The organism is Sutcliffiella rhizosphaerae (assembly GCF_917563925.1).
GTDB lineage: Bacteria > Bacillota > Bacilli > Bacillales > Bacillaceae_I > Sutcliffiella_A > Sutcliffiella_A rhizosphaerae.
In genome coordinates this window covers 1-20,803 of record NZ_CAKJTJ010000031.1, presented here as the reverse complement: position 1 = coordinate 20,803, position 20,803 = coordinate 1, and the positions used below count along the sequence as shown (strand labels likewise).

General features: G+C 37.3%; 17 protein-coding genes. 2 read left to right on the top strand and 15 right to left on the bottom strand.

The window, feature by feature from the left end; genetic code table 11:
- Positions 1–64 precede the first annotated feature (64 nt).
- The 7 genes from LRP81_RS18750 to LRP81_RS18720 all read right to left on the bottom strand — a co-directional run bounded on the left by LRP81_RS18750 (position 65) and on the right by LRP81_RS18720 (position 7,027).
- Complete coding sequence (locus tag LRP81_RS18750) at positions 65–1,339, bottom strand: M48 family metallopeptidase (protein WP_230503980.1); 1,275 nt, start codon at positions 1,337–1,339, stop codon at positions 65–67.
- Positions 1,340–1,548: 209 nt separating this feature from the next.
- Positions 1,549–1,857, bottom strand: coding sequence for an AzlD domain-containing protein (locus LRP81_RS18745; RefSeq protein ID WP_230503978.1), 309 nt, complete (start codon positions 1,855–1,857; stop codon positions 1,549–1,551).
- Positions 1,850–2,575, bottom strand: a complete 726-nt coding sequence (locus LRP81_RS18740; RefSeq protein WP_230503976.1) for an AzlC family ABC transporter permease — start codon at positions 2,573–2,575, stop codon at positions 1,850–1,852. The genes LRP81_RS18745 and LRP81_RS18740 overlap by 8 nt, the downstream gene beginning before the upstream one ends.
- A gap of 135 nt (positions 2,576–2,710) precedes the next feature.
- Positions 2,711–3,490, bottom strand: a complete 780-nt coding sequence (locus LRP81_RS18735) for an enoyl-CoA hydratase-related protein (RefSeq protein ID WP_230503974.1) — start codon at positions 3,488–3,490, stop codon at positions 2,711–2,713.
- Positions 3,491–3,565: 75 nt separating this feature from the next.
- Positions 3,566–5,116 carry a fatty acid--CoA ligase family protein gene (locus LRP81_RS18730; RefSeq protein ID WP_230503973.1) on the bottom strand — a complete coding sequence of 517 codons (1,551 nt, stop codon included), beginning with the start codon at positions 5,114–5,116 and terminating at the stop codon, positions 3,566–3,568.
- A 181-nt stretch (positions 5,117–5,297) separates the two neighbouring features.
- Positions 5,298–6,284, bottom strand: coding sequence for a lipoate--protein ligase (locus LRP81_RS18725; protein ID WP_230504009.1), 987 nt, complete (start codon positions 6,282–6,284; stop codon positions 5,298–5,300).
- Positions 6,284–7,027, bottom strand: coding sequence for an MBL fold metallo-hydrolase (locus LRP81_RS18720; protein WP_230503971.1), 744 nt, complete (start codon positions 7,025–7,027; stop codon positions 6,284–6,286). Before LRP81_RS18720 ends, LRP81_RS18725 begins: the two co-directional genes overlap by 1 nt.
- Before the next feature lie 151 nt (positions 7,028–7,178).
- On the opposite strand from LRP81_RS18720, the gene yhfH reads away from it, so the two are divergent.
- On the top strand, positions 7,179–7,313 hold the full coding sequence (yhfH, locus tag LRP81_RS18715) for a protein YhfH (RefSeq protein WP_230503968.1): 135 nt from the start codon (positions 7,179–7,181) through the stop codon (positions 7,311–7,313).
- Between the two features lie 325 nt (positions 7,314–7,638).
- Here the strand turns inward: yhfH and LRP81_RS18710 are convergent, their stop codons facing one another.
- The 8 genes from LRP81_RS18710 to LRP81_RS18675 all read right to left on the bottom strand — a co-directional run bounded on the left by LRP81_RS18710 (position 7,639) and on the right by LRP81_RS18675 (position 19,983).
- The gene (locus tag LRP81_RS18710; RefSeq protein ID WP_230503967.1) at positions 7,639–8,649 is read right to left on the bottom strand and encodes a LacI family DNA-binding transcriptional regulator; all 1,011 of its coding nucleotides are present in this window, start codon (positions 8,647–8,649) and stop codon (positions 7,639–7,641) included.
- A 259-nt stretch (positions 8,650–8,908) separates the two neighbouring features.
- A complete protein-coding gene (locus LRP81_RS18705; protein WP_230503965.1) occupies positions 8,909–11,095 on the bottom strand; it encodes a YhgE/Pip domain-containing protein in 2,187 nt (728 codons plus the stop codon).
- 161 nt (positions 11,096–11,256) lie between these two features.
- The gene (locus LRP81_RS18700; RefSeq protein ID WP_230503963.1) at positions 11,257–11,835 is read right to left on the bottom strand and encodes a TetR/AcrR family transcriptional regulator; all 579 of its coding nucleotides are present in this window, start codon (positions 11,833–11,835) and stop codon (positions 11,257–11,259) included.
- A 630-nt stretch (positions 11,836–12,465) separates the two neighbouring features.
- Positions 12,466–13,896: a protoporphyrinogen oxidase gene (gene hemY, locus LRP81_RS18695; protein WP_230503961.1), complete on the bottom strand. Its 1,431-nt coding sequence runs from the start codon at positions 13,894–13,896 to the stop codon at positions 12,466–12,468.
- Between the two features lie 25 nt (positions 13,897–13,921).
- On the bottom strand, positions 13,922–14,863 hold the full coding sequence (hemH, locus tag LRP81_RS18690) for a ferrochelatase (RefSeq protein ID WP_230503958.1): 942 nt from the start codon (positions 14,861–14,863) through the stop codon (positions 13,922–13,924).
- Between the two features lie 59 nt (positions 14,864–14,922).
- A complete protein-coding gene (gene hemE, locus LRP81_RS18685; RefSeq protein WP_230503956.1) occupies positions 14,923–15,963 on the bottom strand; it encodes a uroporphyrinogen decarboxylase in 1,041 nt (346 codons plus the stop codon).
- Between the two features lie 124 nt (positions 15,964–16,087).
- Positions 16,088–17,737, bottom strand: coding sequence for an ATP-binding protein (locus LRP81_RS18680; protein WP_230503954.1), 1,650 nt, complete (start codon positions 17,735–17,737; stop codon positions 16,088–16,090).
- 44 nt (positions 17,738–17,781) lie between these two features.
- Positions 17,782–19,983, bottom strand: a complete 2,202-nt coding sequence (locus LRP81_RS18675; RefSeq protein WP_230503952.1) for a transglycosylase domain-containing protein — start codon at positions 19,981–19,983, stop codon at positions 17,782–17,784.
- A gap of 166 nt (positions 19,984–20,149) precedes the next feature.
- On the opposite strand from LRP81_RS18675, the gene LRP81_RS18670 reads away from it, so the two are divergent.
- A complete protein-coding gene (locus LRP81_RS18670) occupies positions 20,150–20,665 on the top strand; it encodes an antibiotic biosynthesis monooxygenase family protein (RefSeq protein ID WP_230503950.1) in 516 nt (171 codons plus the stop codon).
- Positions 20,666–20,803 lie beyond the last annotated feature (138 nt).

Below are 20,803 nucleotides of genomic sequence, written 5' to 3'. Positions count from 1 at the left end.
GCACACATAAAAGAAAAAAAAAGAAAGGTGCTTACATGCACTCTTCTCTTTTTTTCTGGTGAAATTAGTCCAGGTGCTTATCAGTCTCTTCCAAATAATTCTCCAAATATGAAATACGGTCAACCATCGGTGGATGTGTGTAACGAAGAAACTTTATTAATGCAGGTGGATTTACTTCACTTAGTCCTGATTTAGTTATCTCCTGAAACGCGCCAATGGCTGGTGCTGGATTTTTCGTTAGTTTAATCGCATAAACGTCTGCTGCATGCTCCTGGTGTCTTGAAACTGCGTTGGTGATAGGGCTTGCTACAAAAAGCAGCAAAGAAACAAGTAGCAATAATAATGGCAATGAAGCAAGCTGGTTTAAATGCTGTATATGAAACCTTTCTCCAAATCTGCGAATACTCCACTTTGCTACACGCATTACGAAATAGAAGCCAAAGAACGAAAACAAAATATATCCACTTATTCCGACAACAATATGGTTCATCACATAATGACCCATTTCATGTGCCATTATATATAAAATTTCATCTTCATTAAGTTTTGTTAGAAGCGTATCCCATAAAACAATGCGCGCATTGCCGCCAACTCCAGTTACATAGGCATTTATACTATTTGTTTTCTCAGACATATTTACCTCAAAAACTTTTTCAGCTGGAATGTCGGATTCAGCAGCAAGACCAAGAATCTTTTCTTCTAGCTCTTTGTCCTTTAGCTCTGTGAAATCGTTATAGAGAGGGTCTATAACAACTGGTTGAATGTACATCATTAAAAAGATAAAAGGGATAAACAGCAGCCAAGATATTACCCACCACCATTTTTGGAATTTACGGATAAGGATATATAAGACACAAACCACAATCCACATTACTAAAATTCCTTCCCAAAATCCGACCAATTGGTCACGCATCCAACCAGAAAATGGCTGGACGGTAATGTTATACTTTACAGAAAGCTGATACCTAATATAGCTGAATGGAAAATGAACAAACGTCAAAAACAAGGTAAGCCAGAATAAATAAATCCCTGCTTGAATCCATTTATATTTTGTTATACGCTCCGCCCATCTCTGAATAGCACGGGCACCTCCCAAGAGTAAGAGAATAAAATAAAAAATCCATTCTGTTGGAAGCGTTAAAAAATAGAGGGTGTTTCTTATTTTGGCATATTCATCAACTAAAAGTAATTCTTCCTCATTCAGGAATGTTGCTGGATCAGCCATCGTTCCAGCAAGCTCTGAAGGGATGCTCGTGTCTGATGCAATCCATATGTAAAAAGTCATAGCTAGAGCATAAAGTATGTAACCAATAAATGTCCATGCAATAATCTTTTTCAAGTTCACCCCTCCTTGCCCTTATTTCGGAATAAAAGGTTTTGAAAAGTGGACTAGCCTCCAAAGTTCGGATTCCAAACTGTTTAGGTGCTCAAAACCTGCATTCTCGTCAACTCGATTTACGCTGTCAGGGCTAATCACGGCGCTTGTACTTTTCTATTCTATGTAAGAAAAAGCTGGCTATTCCCCATATAGCCAGCTTTCTTTCCAGTCTATCCAAATATCCAGGAATACACACTCAATGCAGCTATTGCACTGATGACTACCACAATTACATTCGCTCCAAGGTAGGCAACAATACAAGCTACAACAGCTCCGATAATGCCATACATGATATCTTCATTTATTAAAAATATACCTGGTACGATAAGTGCACCCAATGTAGCATACGGAACATTCTTTAACACTGCTTGGACAAATGGAGGAAGCTCTTTTCCCTGAAACATGACAAATGGAATTAATCTTGGTATATAAGTCACAACGGCCATTCCGATTATCATAATAAGAATAGTACTATTCATCTTTTCCATCCCCCTGTGTCCATTTTCTAAAGAGGATTTCTACTCCAACCGCACTGAAAAGCGTAGCCAATACAATGGACCAACCAGCGGCAATCCCAAAAACTAATGAAAGTGCAGAATTTAAAATAGCTGCAGTACCGGCCAACACCACTACTTTTCGATGCTGCTTTAAGGAAGGAATTAAAAGTCCTATAAACATCGCATACAGGGCCACCGCCATACTTTCCTGCAGGGAAGAAGGCAAACTACTTCCTATAACATATCCAATTCCAGAGCTTACAACCCAACTGGAATAAGCAATAGCAATGACGCCAAACATATATCCAGTCTTTATAGAACCCTCTTTTGTGGCTGTAACAGAAAATGTCTCGTCTGTTATTCCAAATGCAAAAAGCGACTTCTTCAATAAATTTGGTTCATTCATTTTTTCATTCAATGAAGCACTCATTAAAAAATGTCGGATGTTTAAAATAAAGGTGGTCATCACAATCTCAAATACACCAGATCCTAGAACAATCATATTTAATGACATATACTGGGCTGCTCCTGCAAATACTAGGAGGCTCATCAATATTGTCTCTGAAATTGATAAATTAGCTGATTTCGCCAACAATCCAAAGGTAATAGCAATAGGAATATATCCTATTGCAATACTGACTCCAGCTTGTAATCCATTGCGAAAGGATGAAGGCTTTGATGCTGTAATTGTTGTTGCCACTATAAGTCTCTCCTACTCCTGATATGTATTACTAGTTAATATACTAGTAGATTGTTTTAGCTGTAAAGTGTATTTGTAAAAATAGAAGAGTTAAATAGTAAAAGCAGCCCACAACTAGGGACTGCTTTTACGTTGCTATTTTCCTTTAAATTCTGGTACACGTTTTTCTTGAAAAGCAACCAATGCTTCAACCCTGTCTTCAGTAGGTATAATTACTTCATAGGCCTTTTGCTCAATCTGGAGGCCCGTTTGGACATCGACACCCATTCCTTGTCGAATGGCAAATTTCGCTTGTTTAAGCGCAAGTGGACCATTTTTCAGCATCTCTTCAGCAAGCTCTTTCGCGCCGTTCAATACTTGTTCAGGCCTATCTACAAGCCGAGTAATCAGTCCAAAACTATTTGCTTCCTCTCCCGAAAATCTCTTGGCAGTCAAAATCAACTCCATTGCCTTTGCCTCTCCAATGATTCGTGGGAGACGTTGTGTTCCTCCAGCCCCAGGGATAATAGCCAAACTGGTCTCGGTAAGGCCCATTTTTACTTCACGGAAAGTGACTCGGAAATCACATGCAAGCAATAGCTCCATCCCTCCCCCAAAGGCATAACCATTGATAGCCGCGATGGTTGGTTGAGGCATGTTTGCAATCCGGTTAAAGACATCCCCAATTTTGTAGACATTACGCTTTACTTGTTGTTCTGTAAGTGTTCTTCTTTCTTTAAGATCAGCACCAACACTGAAAGCTTTGTTTCCAGAAGCAGTAAAAATAACCGCCCTAACTTCTGGATTTAAACGTAATTCCTCTACCACATTCTCTAATTCTACAAGCATTTCATAATTAAAAGCGTTCATCGCATCAGATCTGTTTAATGTTACGATGGCAAGATGTTCTTTCACTTCTGTTAATAAAAGACTCACTGTCGTTTCCTCCTAGATTGTTAGCGGTTACAAATTTCGATAATTTATACATTCTCTAGCGAGAGCTAAAATCCTTTAAACACCTAATTTTTCTTTCAAAGCTCTTCGTAAAATCTTTCCTGTTGTGTTTTTAGGCAACTCTTCTAAGAAATCAATAGTAGAAGGGATTTTATACTTTGCCAGTTTTTCTGTACAAAAAGCAATAAGCTCTTGCTCTTTAACAGGTTCGTTAGTAACTACGAAGCATTTGACAGCTTCCCCAAACTCAGGATCAGGTACACCAATTACAGCCACTTCGACCACACTTTTATGACTATACAGAACTTCCTCCACTTCTCGAGGAAATACATTAAAACCACCAACTAGAATCATATCTTTTTTTCTGTCTACAATGAAGAAATATCCTTCCTCATCCATTTTTGCAAGGTCCCCAGTAAACAACCAACCGTCTCTAATTGTAGCAGCAGTATCTTCCGGCATTTTGTAATAACCTTTCATTACATTTGGACCGAGTACTATTAGCTCTCCCACTTCACCAGGAGGTAGTTCTTCGCCAAGTTCATTTACAACTTTATTTTCAACATTAACTATGGAGGTTCCAATTGAACCCGGTTTACGTGGCTTGTCCAAAGGGTTGAAACAGGTAACTGGAGATGCTTCAGAAAGACCGTATCCCTCCGAAATAATAACATTGAATTTTTGTTCAAAATTCTTTAAAAGTGCCACAGGCATAGATGCGCCCCCTGAAATACATAACCGTAAGGTCTTCAAGGCATCTTTTTCAGCTGGTGACTGTAGTAGAAAATTGTACATGGTAGGCACACCTGCAAAAACAGTTGCATCATGTCTTTTAACTACATCAAAAACAGCTTGAGGACTGAATTTTGGAACGATTATCACTGTAGCACCATTCATAAGTGGAGCGTTTAAGGCTACAGTCAAACAAAATACGTGAAACATTGGCAATGTCGCAATTACTTTATCCTGATCATTCATTTTCAAGAAATCGGCTGAATCCTTTGCATTCCGATACAAATTTTTGTGAGTCAACATGGCTCCTTTCGGCTTCCCTGTTGTACCTGATGTATATAAAATTACCGCTACATCATCATCCCGTAATTCAGGTCCTTCATATGATATGCTGCCAGAACTCAATACTTCTGTAAACGATTTCATTTTAGGTTTTATTGTAAACGTATCTAACTCATATTCTGCAACTTTTTTAGTTCCATCCTGGGTTTTACAAATAATGTACTGTTCAGTATTTGGTAATTGGGAATGTAACTTTTCAAAATGGGGAATGAGCAAATCCAGCGTAATGATCGCTTTTACATCACCATCTTTTAATATATAGGACATTTCCTCAGGTGTATAAATAGGATTAATAGGTATAACAGTTGCCCCTATGCGAGCTGCACCATATAAACTAATTACAAAAAAGGGAGAATTTCCGACTACAAGTCCTATATGGTCGCCTCGGTTTATACCAATCCTTTCCAACCCGCTTGCAAATGCATTGATAGCAGCATCCAATTCTGCATATGTCTTTATATCGCCCTCAAAGATATAAGCTTCCTTCATAGGAGTTGTTCTAGCTGTTAAAGTCAATTGTGATGAAATATTCACTTGATTCATCTCCTTTTTCTAAATTGAATGAATGACCATTCATTTCTAACCTATACACTATTATAGTAGATTGCGATATTTATGTCATTATTTCGCGCATGTAAAGATGCAATTTTCAGATAAATAATATTAGTAAAAAAGCGTGATTTCTAAGTACCACGCTTTTTTTGAGTTATTCAAATTAATAGATTAAATTAATTAATTCTTCCTTTGTAATATTTCCAAAATAATGTTTAACGTCCACTTCTTTGAGGATTCCAGTAATTTCTGCTTTCTCATATTTTGTTCCTGAAAGAAGGGTTTCGATTTCCGTTACATTGCCAACTCCGAAGAAGTCACCATAAATTTTGGCATTCTCAATTTTCCCTTTATTCACATCAAGCCGGATATCAATTTGTCCCACCGGAAAACGGTGAGAATGCTGAAGGTTAAACTTGGGAGACTTTCCATAGTTCCAGTCCCAATTCTGATAACGTTCTTTAGAGAGTTGGTGAATATTTTCCCAATCCTTTTCCGTAAGTTCATATTTAGGAATATCTTTGGACTTAAAAATTGCTTCCAATAACAGCTGACGGAATTGTTCAATGGAAAGATCTTCTTCAAGAAACTCCTTAATATTCGCTACTCTGCTGCGGATAGATTTTATACCCTTGGATTCAATTTTATCCTTTTTCACATTTAATGCAGAGACGACATGTTCAATTTCTGAATCAAATAATAATGTACCATGACTGAACATACGTCCTTTAGTTGAAAATTGTGCATTACCAGAGATTTTCCGGCCTTCAGCGAGAATATCATTACGTCCACTCATCTCCGCCCGTACTCCCAGGCTATTTAATGCATCAATTACTGGAGCGGTAAATTTTTTAAAGTTATGGAAGCTTTCACCGTCATCTTTGGTAATAAAGCTGAAGTTTAGATTGCCTTGATCATGATAAACAGCTCCTCCACCAGAAAGCCGACGCACGACATGTATCCCATTATCTTCAACGTATTTAGTATTAATCTCTTCCATACTGTTTTGGTTTTTACCAATGATGATAGATGGTTCATTAATATAAAATAGTAAGTATGTATCTTCAATGTTCAAATTTTTCAGGGCATATTCTTCAATTGCTAAATTAATTCTTGGATCTGTTATACCTTGATTATCAATAAATAGCATCATTTTTTTCCACTCTCCCATGTAAAGCCTTTATGTGCCAACGTTATGTTTCCTTTATAAATAGTACCTGCTTCTTCGACAAGCTGCAAAGTGTTTCCAAAGTGAGGAAGATGGGTTAGTAACAGCTCTGGAACATCTGATAAGGCAGCTATTTTGGCTGCATCATGACTATTCATATGACCAGCAGATTCCCCGTTTTGATGAGCATATAAATTACATTCACAAATAAGTAAGTCTGCTCCTTTACTGAAAGTGATAAAAGACTCCTGATAACTCGTATCCGCCGTATATACAAAGCTTCCTTCTTCTGTTGAAACTTTCATAGCATAACAAGGTACCGGATGGGTTGTTTTCAGAAATTCAATCGTAAAAGGTCCCACTTGTGCCGGTTTCAATGGGTCATATGCAATGCCTTTCGTATACTCTTTATGATCAAGGGCAGCAAATCCCTGTACATCTTCATCGTGACCATAAATAGGCAGTTGTGTCACCGTCTTTCCCATATAAAAAGAGATGAGCCTTGCGAACTGTAATGGACCGATATCTGCAACATGATCGTGGTGATAATGTGACAGGATAACTGCATCCAATTCCGTTACATCCATATAATTTTGAAGCTGTGCTAATACACCACTTCCACAATCTATCAATAGTTTAAAATTTTCATGTTCGACCAAATACCCAGAAGTTGCACTGTTTTTTGCCGGATAGCCTCCCCAAAACCCAACCACTGTAAGCTTCATTGTTCACAGCCCTTTCAAAGTGTTTTCCAAAAACAAGTCTACCACATCCGTTTCTAATTTCCTATTTTTAAAATTGTTACAATACAGGAGTTGACAGGACAATATCTGTTATAATACAATATTATCAATCTATAAAACGGAAGGTGATTACATGTTAGTAAAAAGTACAGAATTTTTCAAAACATTACCACCGAAAAAATGTGTTGAATGCAAAAATACTATGGATGAGCAGCACGAATGTTATGGAAACCAGTGTAATAAGTGTACGGGCAATCAGTTCAAATAAAAAAGCGCAAGGGTCTTGACGAACATAGACCGATGCGGCGAGAAGGTTAGTAACCGGAAAATCGAATCAGGCACTCATACTCATAACGGAAATGAATGACCGGAATACAGCAATATGGGAATTTAGGGCACTTAAAAGCTAAATAAGTGACCGAATAACGGCAATATGTCAATTTCGGGCACTAATAACGGATATAAGTGACCGGAAAACTCTAGAATGATAATATCGGGCACTTAAAACGGAAATAGAAGTTTATGATATTACTAATATATACCAATACAAAAAGAGCACTCATCCCCATAAGTGCTCTCTTTTCCTATATATTCTATACGTAAACCCCTTGTTTAACCGTTGATTCTCGAACAATAAGTTCCAGATCGTATTCATAAATTTCTTTTTGTCGATAGCGTTTAGATTTTACTTTTTCTATCATCACTTGAAAGGTTTTGCGTGCCATTTCTTCAATTGGCTGATTTACAGTTGTTATTGTAGGTTCAACAAGCTCCGTTATAGCCTGATTATCAAACCCAACAACTGCAAGGTCTTCAGGAACACTCCATCCGCTCCGCTTGGCTTCTGAGATAATTCCTGCTGCTACTTCATCTCCACCAGTAAAAATAGCAGTCGGTCTCTCATTTAGTTTCTGAATTACTTGAAAAATCCTTCTTCCATCCTCGATGGTAAAAGCATCACTGAAAAGAAAACTTTCATTAACATCAACATCAAACTCTGTCAGAGCTTTTCGAAATCCAGTTTCCCTTCCTTTGGCCACACTACTCTTATGACCACCTGTGCAATAAGCAATCTGACGATGACCAATATTCAATAAATGTTTGGTTGCAATGTAACCACCATAAGTTTGGTCCAGCCTAACTGAAGGTACCTCCGCCTCTTCCTCAAACTCATTACATAATACGATTGGACCATACTCCAAAAAAGGTTGAATAATGCTCCAATCATTTTGAATAGATGAAAGAATAATACCATCCACTTGCCTTGTTTTTAATAAATTTAGGTAATCAAGCTCCTTTTTCTTGGAATACTTCGTTTGACAGATTATTAACTGATAGCCATTTTCCGCAGCTGCCATTTCCATTCGTTCAATCAACTCACTAAAGAATGGATTCATGACTCGAGGAATGAGTAATGCTATCATTTCTGTTTTTTGGCTTCGTAAACTCCTCGCGGAAGAATTAGGAACATACCCAAGTTCACTCATTGCCGTTGACACAAGCAAACGTTTTTTCTCTGACACATACGGGTGATTATTAATCACACGGGAAACTGTGGTCCTCGATAAACCTGCTAGTCTTGCCACGTCTTCAATTGTTGCCACAAGTCTCGCCACCTTAAATAAATTAATAAGCATAGCCAAAGCGCCTCATTCAACCCTGACAAGCATAAGACGAATTGGCTTATGATTTCGGAGGGCTAGGCGCTGGAGCTAGAAAAAACCATTTGAAATCGTTTTCATAACTTCTAGTATAAAAGTAAATGTAAGTGTTTTCAATATATTTTTAATAAGTGGTTAATAATAATTATATTAAAAACTGGAGCAACCTAATTATTAGGTCTACTCCAGTGGTATAAACGCTTTATTCAACAAGCTTGTATTCTTTTCTATGTTTCAGATAGAAGTAGAGCCAGGATCCAGCTAAAAATACAGTCGTAAATCCAATCAATATTCTTACATTTTCCCACATAAAGCCAAAATCTCCGCTTGAAATAGCAGCTTTAAAGCCTGAAACAGAATAGGTCATTGGAAGAATAAGATTAAACGGCTGAAGTAAATTTGGTATCAGCTCCAATGGAAAAGTTCCAGCACTTGTTGTAAGTTGCAATATTAAGATTAAGATTGCAATAAAGCGACCAGGATCTCCTAGCGTTGTTACCAATAATTGTACTAGTGTAATAAAAGTAAAGGAAGATATCACACTGAATAAGATGAACAACGGAATGCTTTTCACTTCCATTCCTAGTCCAAACAAGAGTACCGCATCTGCTAATAACGCCTGAACAATACTGATAGAGAACAATACTCCTACTTTGCCAGTGAACCAAGAAGTCCCTGATTTAGGTAGTATTGCAGGGTCCCTTAATGGAAATACGATAGAGAATAATAAGGCACCTACAAATAAGCCCAACGATAAAAAGTATGGTGCAAAACCAGTTCCATAGTTCGGAACACCGTTAACCACTTCTTGGTCAACTTTTACAGGGTCAGCAAACATATCATACGTCTTTTTTGTGGCTTTAATTGAACTTGATTTTTCTGAGGCATCCTTTAACTTGTTTTCTAGTTCCTCAGTTCCTTCAGAGGCAGAGACAATTCCAGAATAAATATCACTTGACCCGTCTGAAAGTTCCTTTGTCCCCGATTGAAAGGCCTCTGAACCAACCTTAAGCTCATTCATACCACCTAGAATCTGCTCAGTGCTTAGTGCAAGCTTTGCACTTCCTTTGCTAACTTCCGTCAACCCAGAATTAAATTTGTTAAGTCCAGTGTGGAAATTGATTTGTCCATTCAATAAGTCCGTTGAACCACTTGATAAACTATCGGCCGCACCAGATAATTCGAAAAGTCCTTCACTAACTTTTTTCTGCCCCTCTTTAAGAGTGACTAGCTTATTGGTCATTTCTGAAGTTCCTGATTGTATTCGGTTAGAACCTTGTTCTAATTCCTTCATTCCCTGAACAAATTGGTTACTGTTAGTAGTAAGTTCATTCATGTATGCTTGAATCACCGCTTTTTGTTCCGCCTCTACGTTTTCAAGCAAAGGTTCCATCTGCTTTTGCAATTGGATAAAGGCAGCATTCAACTGTTCTGCTTTTTCACTTGCTGAAACCGAATTTTCTTCCAGCTGACTCGCCCCCTCAGCCAACCTTTTTGATCCTTCAGAAAGCCGAGTTGTGCCTTCTAATAGCTCTATCTGAGCCTCCTGTAATTTTTCCACTCCCTCTTTATTTGCTTGCAATCCATTATGAAGTGCTTCCGTACCTGTAGTTAACTTGTCTGAACCGGTAAGCAGCTGAGTAAATCCGCTTTCCAATTCAGTAATGCCATCTGCAACCTTGATATTACCTTTATTCACTTGATCCATTCCTGTATAAATTTGATCTATTCCGTTAGAGAACGTGATAGATTTTGCCGCCGCTTGCTCAAGTCCTTCTTTTAATTTCCCAGAGCCGTCTTGAAGTTCGTGTAATCCAGAATTTAGCTTTCCTGTTCCATCTGCTGCCTGCTTATACCCATCTGCCATCGTTTCTATGTTCGTAAACATTGTTTCAGCATACGTACTAGTAAGCTCTTTAGCCACTTCCGCTTTAATCTTTTCAACAGCTGTAGATCCTATTTGAGAGGAAAGAAAGTTATAGCTATCGTTAGGTACATATTTGAGCTCCAAATTGGAAGGCATATCATCCAAAAGTGTTGTAGCATTTTTAGAAAAATCAGCTGGAATTTCAATAACCAAATAATAATCTTGATTATCAAAGCCTCTATAGGCATCCTCTTTCGTAACAAAATCCCACTTAAAACTGTTATTGGTTTTTAAGTTGTTTACTAAATCTTCTCCTATCGCAAGCTGTTTATTCTCATATGTCGCTCCTTCATCCAAATTCACGACCGCAACTGGTAATTCATTCAATTGCTCATATGGATCCCAAAAAGCCCAAAGGAACATGGCGCTATATAACACCGGAATGAATAAAACGGCTATAACGGGAATCAGTATCTTTTTGTTGGAAAAGATAGCTTTCCATTCTGCAAAAATTGTTTTCATAAATATTACCTCCATAATATATATTGACTGATTTTCTCATTTGGTCATTTCTTGTTAAAAAGGAAGGGATTATCTTATAGACAATCCTCATTGTGTATTTCTATTTATAGATTTACATATTGGCAAGCCTCTGAGCAAGAAGTAATCATCGAACATTTTGGTCAACCTTTTACAGACAAACCATTCATAAAGTAAAGTTGAAACAAGTTAGCGATATCATCTTTACTTAGTGGTGGATGATTCTTCTCCCAATCTACCACCAAAGCAACATAAAGCTTAAGTAAAATAAATGCAGTTACTTCTGGGTCACAATTTTTAATTTCCCCTTTTTTAATAGCTGCCTCTATTCTTTCTTTAATATAATTAATAATCATCTGTTCCACTCGGCTAAGTCCTTGATCCACAACACGAGTCCCAAGTTCATTTTTTTCTTGCAGGAGTTTAACAGTTAATTGATGTTTGTTTCGATACTCCAGTAAGCTAGTTAGTGCCTGATGAGCATTCTCAAAAAAGGATAGTTCAGGATTATAAGAACTGTCTGCAACAGAACGCATCTCATGAAGTATACCGGCAATGATCTCACTAAATAACTCTTCTTTATTAGCATAAAATGTATAAATAGTTCCTTTTCCTACATTTGCCAATTTAGCTATTTGATCCATAGTTGTTGCTTTATAACCAAATAAAGAAAAGGACTTTATTGCTGCCTCAAGAATGCTTTGTTTCCGGTCCATGCGCACACCTCCCGTTTATTCTCAATTATTGACTGAATGATAATATTGGTCATTTCGTTCAAATTATATAGCTTTCCCATTCATTTTGCAAGTAAAAACGAACTTTCTGTTTATTAGCTACGAGAAGTATTTCGTTTAATATAAGTACCTTCTTGTCTATTGAGATATTTAGCTTCACTAACTGCAGATTCAACAATAATACCGTTTTTAGTAACCAAATCTCTATCGTGCTTACTACTTATGTAAAGTTGAGCTAAATGCCAGGCTACATATGAGTACTACTCAATCATTATTGTATGGAGTAAAAGTAACATTCACACTTAGAAGCTAAGTAGACATTTAAATCTTTCTACTTGATAAATTTTTGTCTTCATCCCCGCTATGAAGACTTTTTCTCCTCTCTTCTTGATGGACTTTTGTCTTCATCCCCGTTATGATGACTTTTTCTGTTCTCTTCTAAATAGATTTTTGTCCTCATCCACGCTATGATGATTTTCACTTCTTACCAAATTTTTGTTTTCATTTCATTAAAGAGTCCTATACTGGATATTCTTGCAACTGCAAATAATAAAAACCCAAGGATGCTTTTAAATCAGCATACTTGGGTTTAAGTGTTGTAGAGACAGTTTTGTTCTATTATGCTTCTATCGTTTGTTTATTCCATCTAGTCAGTATTGCTTTAACGGCTGCTTCTCCAGAATTAATGCAGTCTGGTAAGCCCACTCCTTCAAAGGAGCTCCCTGCAATATAAATACCAGGCATGTCTTTTGCTAAGCGTTCATTAACTTCTCTTAGCATTTTTTTATGGCCAACAGCATATTGTGGCATGGCTTCACGCCAGCGTGTTATGATGGTGAATTCAGGATCTGTTGTGATTTCCATGATCTTATTAAGGTCATCCAAGACTACTTTTTTAATTTCTTCATCACTTTGATCAACGATTGCTTCCTCACCACTCCTGCCTACATAACAACGGAGGATCACTTTCCCTTCAGGTGTAGTGTGCGGCCACTTTTTATGTGTCCATGTACAAGCTGTTATTGTATAATCATTATTTCTTGAGACAACAAAACCAGTTCCGTCAATATCATTTTTCAATGCGGATTCATCAAATGCCATGGCAACGGTTGCCACTGTCGTAGATTTCATCTTTTGCAATGGTGATAGATAATCTGCTGATGGAATTAGGTTTGCTGTCGCGTGGTGAGGTGTTGCAACCACGACACTATCGCACTCAATTATGGAACCATTACTGAGGGAAAGACGATAATGTTCCACGTTTGTTTTTTCGATTTTTTCCACTTTTACTGCTTTTAAAAACGCCACCTCATCAAGCTTCTCTTCCAACGCATCTACAAGTGTTTGAAGACCTCCCTTTAAAGTTTGAAACATACCCTTCTTCTTTTGGGAAGATGCTGATTGTTGTTTTGGACTAGATTGCTTCATTCCAAGAATTAGACTACGGTATTTTTCCTCCACTTGCTGAAATTGGGGGAAGGTAGCTTCTAAACTTAATTTATCAATATCTCCCGCATATATGCCAGATAATAGAGGTTCAATCAAGTTATCTACCACTTCGTCTCCAAGTCTTCTTCTAAAAAAGGAACCAAGTGATTGATCATCTCCTGTTTTTTTAGAAGCTGGTAATATTAAGTCAGCAGCAGCACGCATTTTTCCGATCGGAGAGAATAAACCAGTTGTTACAAAAGGTGATAGCTTTGTAGGGATTCCCATAACTGCCCCTTCCGGCATCGGATGGAGCTCCCCTTTTAGTAATATATATGCCTGTCCAGTAGAGTTATGAATCAATTGATCTTCAAGTCCGACCTCTTTAACTAATCTTCCTGCGCTTTGCTTTCTTGCTAGGAAAGAGTCTGGCCCTCTTTCGATTGTAAAGCCATTCTTTCTAATTGTTTGTATTTTCCCCCCTAATCGGTTGCTTGCTTCGATTAAGGTAATCTCTATGTTTACATTTTTTTCTTTGCTTTCTTTTTGAAGATAGTAGGCTGCTGAAAGACCTGTAATGCCTCCACCGATGATGACAACCCTTCTGTTCTCCTCAATCATGGTTCCATCGCCTTCTTTGTTAGATTTACAGATTATTTTTCTTTAATTCATCCAATACAACTGTAGCCATTGCATCTATGAATTCCGGGTTTGTATTAGGCATTTCCGGACGGTAATATTTTGCTCCAATTTCATCTGTTACCACTTTGCATTCGTAATCATTGTCATACAAAACTTCTAAGTGATCTGAAACGAATCCTACTGGTGCATAGACAAATGATGTGAAGCCTTTATTGTGATGCAAATCACGGGTAATATCCTGCACATCTGGACCTAACCAAGGGTCTGGTGTGTTTCCTTCACTTTGCCAAGCAATCTCGTATTGGCTTACCCCAGCTTCCTTGGCAATAAGGTCTGCTGTTTCTTGAAGTTGCTGTGGATATGGGTCACCCATTTGGATGATTTTCTCAGGTAAACTGTGTGCAGAAACGATCAACACCGCTTTTTCACGTTCTTTTTCACTCATCGCACCAAATGTATCTTTTACTCTATCTACCCAATACTTGATGAACTTTGGTTCATTGTACCAGCTCTCAACCGAAACGATGGATGGACCACCAATTTTTTCAGCTTCCTCTTTGGCACGTCCATTGTAGGATTTCACACTAAAGGTAGAGAAATGAGGTGCAAGTACAATACTAACTGCCTCTTGTATCCCATCTGCTTTCATCTGTTGAACTGCATCTTCCACAAATGGTTCAATATGCTTTAGGCCTAAATATACTTTAAATTCAATCTCATCCTGAATGTTATTCAAGTGTCTTCCAAGTGAATTTGCCTGATCCTCTGTGATGCGTGCGAGCGGTGAAATTCCACCAATCGCATCATAGCGGTCGCGCAAATCCTGTAACATTTCTTCCGAAGGCTTTCTGCCATGGCGAATATGTGTGTAGTAGCGCTCCAAGTCTTCCTCTTTATATGGCGTACCATATGCCATTACTAATAAGCCCATTGTTTTCTTTGCCATAATAAGCTTACCTCATTTCCGTTAGTTATTTATTGCTGTTTTTTTACTAGTTATAAAATCTATTTATTAGAAGAATAGTCATGTACGAACTGAGCTAAACGTTTTAACGTCTCAGGTTTTACTTGAGGGAATACTCCATGCCCTAAGTTGAAAATATATCCTGGTTGTTTCATTCCCTGATCAAGAATTGCTTTTGCCTTCTCTTCAATCACTTCCCATGGTGCAAGCAAAATAGCAGGGTCTAGGTTCCCTTGTACCGTTTTGGTAATCCCACGTTGTCTTGCTTCTGTTATCGGAAGGCGCCAATCAAGACCAACAACATCAAGAGGAAGATCATGCCATTCATTAGCAAGGTGGCTAGCCCCCACTCCGAACATGATAAGCGGAACATTCTCTTCTCTTAGAGCAGAAAAAATACGGGTCATAATTGGTTTAATAAAATAACGATAGTCTTCAACGTTTAAAGCCCCAACCCAGCTATCAAATATTTGAATAGCTTTTGCACCTGCATGAATTTGAGCTCTTACATACCTAATCGTCGTTTCTGCAAGTTTATCCATGAGAGCAAACCACGCTTTAGGTTCTGCATACATAAATGCTTTTGTTTTATTGTAGTTCTTGGACGGACCGCCTTCAATCATATAGGAGGCAATGGTAAACGGTGCACCAGCAAATCCAATCAATGGAACATCTAGCTGTTCTTTCGTAAGTAATTTAATCGTTTCAAGGACATATGGGACATCCTCTTCTGGATGAATCTCTCCAAGTTTTTCTACATCTTGAATAGAGCGAATAGGGTTATTGATAACAGGCCCAATCCCAGATTTAATTTCTACATCCACACCGATTGCGGGAAGGGGACTCATAATATCCTTGTATAGGATTGCAGCATCTACGTTATATTGGTCTACCGGAAGCTTTGTTACATAAGCGCAAAGCTCTGGTTGATGTGTAATTTCAAATAGTGAATATTTTTCTTTGATTTTACGGTATTCAGGTTGAGAGCGTCCAGCTTGACGCATATACCATAATGGAACATGTTCTGTTTTTTCCCCTCTGCAGGCTTTTAAAAATGTATCATTAAACTTTCGTTCATTCATCAAAAATGACCCCTTCCATCTAACTTGACTTCTCTTTATTACGTTACACTTCTGTCATGTTACACTATACCTATAAATAGAAGCAAAGTATAGAATATGCGCTTATTGTTCATAAAATTGACGATTATTTAGCCTCACTTAAATATGGGAGGCTTATGATAATTGTAGTACCATTGTATTCTTCACTATGTATGGTTAAATTTCCGCCATGATTTTCAATAATTTTCATCGAAACCATCAAGCCTAAACCTGTCCCCTGTCCTTTTGTCGTAAAAAACGGCTTCCCCACATTTTCTAACATCTCTTTTGCAATACCATGCCCTTCATCCATAACAGAAAGGTATACGTTTCCAGCTTCCAGATAATATTGAATCTTGATCTTTCCACCGTCTGGCATAGCCTCCATTCCGTTTTTAATAATATTTATTAGAACCTGTTTTATTTGGTTCGCTTCACAGTCTATCCTAATATCTTCTTCTAAATAGACTACTTCCATCACCACTTGCTGAATAAATGCTTCACTTTCCAAAAACACACAAACTTCCTTTATTAAATCTTTTATATTTTCTTTCTTTATTTTGATTGCCTGTGGCTTCGCTAATGCCATAAATTCATTTGTGATTTGATTTATTCTTTCTAATTCTTTATCCATTATGAGATAGAATTCCTTTTCTTTGGTGTCTCTAGATAATAGTTGAACAAAACCTTTTAACACGGTAACAGGGTTTCGGATTTCATGAGCAACCCCTGCTGCAAGTTCTCCAATGACGGAGAGCTTCTCTGATTGCATCAATGCTTCTTCTGTCCTTTTTTTATCAGTTATATCCTTCATTAGAAAAATCAAGGCAATAACGTATCCAGCTTCATTTTTTACTGGTGTAACCGTATTGTTCAGATCGATTTGTTCGCCGCTTAAAGTGGGAATTAATATTTCAAAAGACAATTGTTTATGATTACTCATTTTCGATAAAAATATTTTTAAAGCTTTAGCAGCAGTAAAGGATAAAAAGTCTGTTTTCTTACCAATATATTTCTTGGAATCCACTTCAAACATCCGTTCATAGGATGAATTCGCTTTCAATAATTTCCCTTTTAAGTCATACACGCCAATAGCATCGGTTGTATTGTTGAAATAAGCTTCCAAGTACTCTTTCGTTGACAGGAGTTCTTGTGATGTCCGTTTTTCTTTTTCCTCTGCTCGCAACAACATAGTTCCTGTTAATCTCGTTGAAAAAAGAAGAAAAACAGTGACAAATATAGAAAACAAAAGGAAGTAGTACACGTCTATGAATAAATGATTATAAAATACATCTTCATAATAAAAGAAATAAAAATAAATATATGAAATACAAGTAAGAAAACTCGTAATTAAAATAGGCATAAGTCTGTTATAAAGGGAGGACATAATCAAAGGCATGATTAAAAAGAAAAAGTTGATTACATCCTTATCCATATAGGCGATAACCCAAAATGGAAGGAATGAAAGGCACACAATAGTATACATCCCTTCCTTCGCAAGATGTGGCCTTTTTCCAAAGAAAATGGCAATGCTCAATCCTAACCCTAGAGTCATTAAGAGCACAGGCAGAATCTCTGGAAAGATAAATAGATTGGTAAACAAACCTAATGTAATTAAGGTAAATGAGACTGCTAACAATATTTTGTTCTTTTTTTGAATCAGTGGAAGCTGTTCTTTATTTAATTTCTTTTCCAACTTCCAAGCTTTCTGTACATTTCCAAACAACTGTAGTAATTTGTCTTTTATAAAATACATTTCCCGCTACTCCTCTTAACCAAGCATTTTCTAATTCTCCAACTTTAGAACGATGGTTTAACCCTCTCAGAAGGGTTCCCCTCTTTTTCTGTTTGGGTATTGTATGGAACAACATAAAAATGAGGAGCATGTAAGACATTAATATGCTCTACCGTGTACTGATTTGTGCCAGTCACTTCACCTAAAAGGATACTTTCATTCTCCAAAACCGAATAAATCCGGTAAACTACTCTTTCATCTTCATCTTCAACTTCATTCCAAGATAGTTTGGCAGTAAAAAGTGAAAATGGATGAAAACCAATTGACCCCTTCAAGGTTAACCGTTCTGGTAAGATAATGGGCTCTTCTAAATCCGTTACTCCAGCAGGAACTGTAAAGGAAGTATTGTCAAGGCCAGCGTCAGTCAAAATGTCTTTAAATATCCTAGTTGGATATGCTCCTCCACCGGTTAAAAATTGCTCTTTTGTTGTGGTATCATAGCCCATCCATACAGTTCCTATCACATCTGTTGTATATCCAATAAACCAAGTATCCTTTATTGCTCCCTCTACTCCAGGAAAGTTAGTTGTGCCTGTTTTCCCCGCAAGATCCCCTAATAATTCACCTGCACTTGCGGTTCCATTTTGTACAGCACCCTCAAGCATCCTTGTCATTTCCCAAGCGGTTTGTTCACTGAACACTTCATTTTCCATTTTTTTAACTTTAGCAATTATTTCTCCCTTTCGTGTTTTTATTTCTTTAATAAAATAGGGTTCGATTGTCTTACCATTATTACCAAAGGCACGGTATGCTTTTGTAAGTTCCAACGGAGTTATGCCATTTTGCAAACCACCAAGTGCAATAGCTAATCCATTGTCTGGAATATCTAATCCCATTTTAGTTAGATAGCTTTTGCTTCTCTCAATTCCGAGCTCGTTTAGTGCCCACACCGCAGGAGCATTTAGCGAATCTTTAATAGCATCATACATCGTTACTTCTTTTTTATACTGATGATGATAATTTCTTGGAGTATAGGCTTCTTGTCCTTCTCCGTAAGAGAGTAATTCATCCTTTAATAAGCTGTAAGGCTCATACTTCCCTTCTTCTAAAGCAGGGGCATAGACGGCCAAAGGTTTTAAGGTGGATCCAGGCTGTCTTTTAATTTCCACTCTGTTAATCCCTTTTGTAACATAGTTTCTTCCACCGATAACGGCCAAAACTCCACCGTTTTTTTGATCCATTAATACAAATGCACCTTCAACATCCCCGTTGTTACCAGGAAAATATTCATTATCTTGAAACCTTTCAAATGCAGCTTTTTGTGCTTGAACATGTAAAGGTACTGTAATAGAATAGCCACCCCTATGAAGTTCTTCAGGAGTTATACCGTATTTCACTTCCGCTTCATTCATTACCATATCTATATATGTTAGAAATTCTTGCTTTTCAGGCATATCTTGCACATTTAACCCTATCGTTCTACCCATAAAAGCGACTGTTTCTTCTGGTTCTAAATATCCATGTCTTTCCATAAGGTGTAAAACAAGATCTCGACGTTTTTTTGCTTCTTCTGGATAGTTAATGGGGGAAAAGCTGTTTGGAGCTTTTGGTAACGCTGCAAGCATTGCTCCTTGTTCTACAGTTAGATCTTCTACATCTTTGTTAAAATACAATTCTGATGCTGCCTGTACACCATATGCACCATGACCAAAATAGATTTGATTGAGGTACATTTCCATTATTTCTTTTTTTGTATATCTTCTTTCGAGGTTAATGGCAATAACTGCTTCTTTGGTCTTCCGTAGCCAAGATTTTTCGTTCGTAAGGAAGATGTTTTTGGCCAATTGTTGGGTTAAAGTACTTCCACCCTCCACTTTGCTTCTAGCCAAGATATCCCGATACACTGCACGTCCGATTGCCCTTACATCAATTCCCCTATGTTCGTAAAAGCGATTATCTTCTACAGCTACAAAAGCATTTTGGACATATTCTGGTATCTGGTCTATTCCAACGATCTCTCTGTTTTCAAAAAAGAGGGAAGCTATTTGATTCCCATTTTCGTCAACCATCGTAGTTGTTGAATCCATCACCAACTTCTTTTCATCAATTACATAGTTTCCCATAAGAATTATTACTATATATCCAATTAAACCAAATATGGCCATACTAGCGACTATAAATGGAAAAAGGAAGTATTTTTTAGAGATGATTGTTTTAAAAACAGGAAGCTTCCGTAATTGTAGTTTTTTTCGACTGAGGCGCTTCATATTGGTTTACCTCCTGCAGTTTTCCGGGAATAATAAGAATAAGATAGGTGAACAATTTTTCGAAAAGTCTATCCTCTTTATTCTACCTTATTCTACATAATTTTTCTCGCCTTTGCCTTATTTTGTAATTTTATGGTCTAAATTAATCACAAAGGAGCGTATACAGATGAATTTTTACATGACATTTGGCACCAATGAATATTTATCTAATCTTAGAAATGAAATTACCCATGGAGAATTGTTACTCATGTTAGGAGAGGACAATGCTGTCTTAATGCACGAAACAAGTGAGCAATCGAGCTTTAAATCTGGTAAACACTTTGAAGTGTTAGATGCTGTAGGGGAGCTAGCCAAGGGGAAATTTGCCGTGCTTAATAATATTCCCGTAAGTGATGAAGGACGACCTGTTTTTGAATATCGGTTCAGTAACCGGGCAGGATTGATTGAAAAAGAACAAGGCTTTGTTGCTATCAGGGTGTTGCGTCCTACCAATTCAGATACCTATGTAATTTTGACATTGTGGGAGGATGTGAAATACTTTATCCAATGGCAGGAATCCAAAGCATATGAAAAAGCACACGAAAAAAGAGGAAAAACTAATGAATCTGATCAAAAACAACAAATCTTTCCTCGTCCTTCATATGTAACCACTTATTATTTGGAAAAGGAAAACAACGATTAATTTTTCTACTTAAAATAAAAAGGGGCTGGGACAAAAATGTTTTAGCCTAAGACAAAACCGAACTTATTTGAGTGATTGATCAAATATGTTCGGTTTTTTAGTATAAAAATATGCTTTTATTTTTTAGATTACACTAGC

Bases quoted from the DNA above. Each gene is read 5' to 3' on its own strand.
- LRP81_RS18745 (WP_230503978.1), bottom strand. From the start codon at position 1,857: ATGAATAGTACTATTCTTATTATGATAATCGGAATGGCCGTTGTGACT.
- LRP81_RS18705 (WP_230503965.1), bottom strand. From the start codon at position 11,095: ATGAAAACAATTTTTGCAGAATGGAAAGCTATCTTTTCCAACAAAAAG.
- yhfH (WP_230503968.1), top strand. From the start codon at position 7,179: ATGTTAGTAAAAAGTACAGAATTTTTCAAAACATTACCACCGAAAAAA.
- LRP81_RS18670 (WP_230503950.1), top strand. From the start codon at position 20,150: ATGAATTTTTACATGACATTTGGCACCAATGAATATTTATCTAATCTT.
- LRP81_RS18720 (WP_230503971.1), bottom strand. From the start codon at position 7,027: ATGAAGCTTACAGTGGTTGGGTTTTGGGGAGGCTATCCGGCAAAAAAC.
- hemY (WP_230503961.1), bottom strand. From the start codon at position 13,896: ATGATTGAGGAGAACAGAAGGGTTGTCATCATCGGTGGAGGCATTACA.
- LRP81_RS18675 (WP_230503952.1), bottom strand. From the start codon at position 19,983: ATGAAGCGCCTCAGTCGAAAAAAACTACAATTACGGAAGCTTCCTGTT.
- hemH (WP_230503958.1), bottom strand. From the start codon at position 14,863: ATGGCAAAGAAAACAATGGGCTTATTAGTAATGGCATATGGTACGCCA.
- LRP81_RS18725 (WP_230504009.1), bottom strand. From the start codon at position 6,284: ATGCTATTTATTGATAATCAAGGTATAACAGATCCAAGAATTAATTTA.
- LRP81_RS18680 (WP_230503954.1), bottom strand. From the start codon at position 17,737: ATGTATTTTATAAAAGACAAATTACTACAGTTGTTTGGAAATGTACAG.
- hemE (WP_230503956.1), bottom strand. From the start codon at position 15,963: ATGAATGAACGAAAGTTTAATGATACATTTTTAAAAGCCTGCAGAGGG.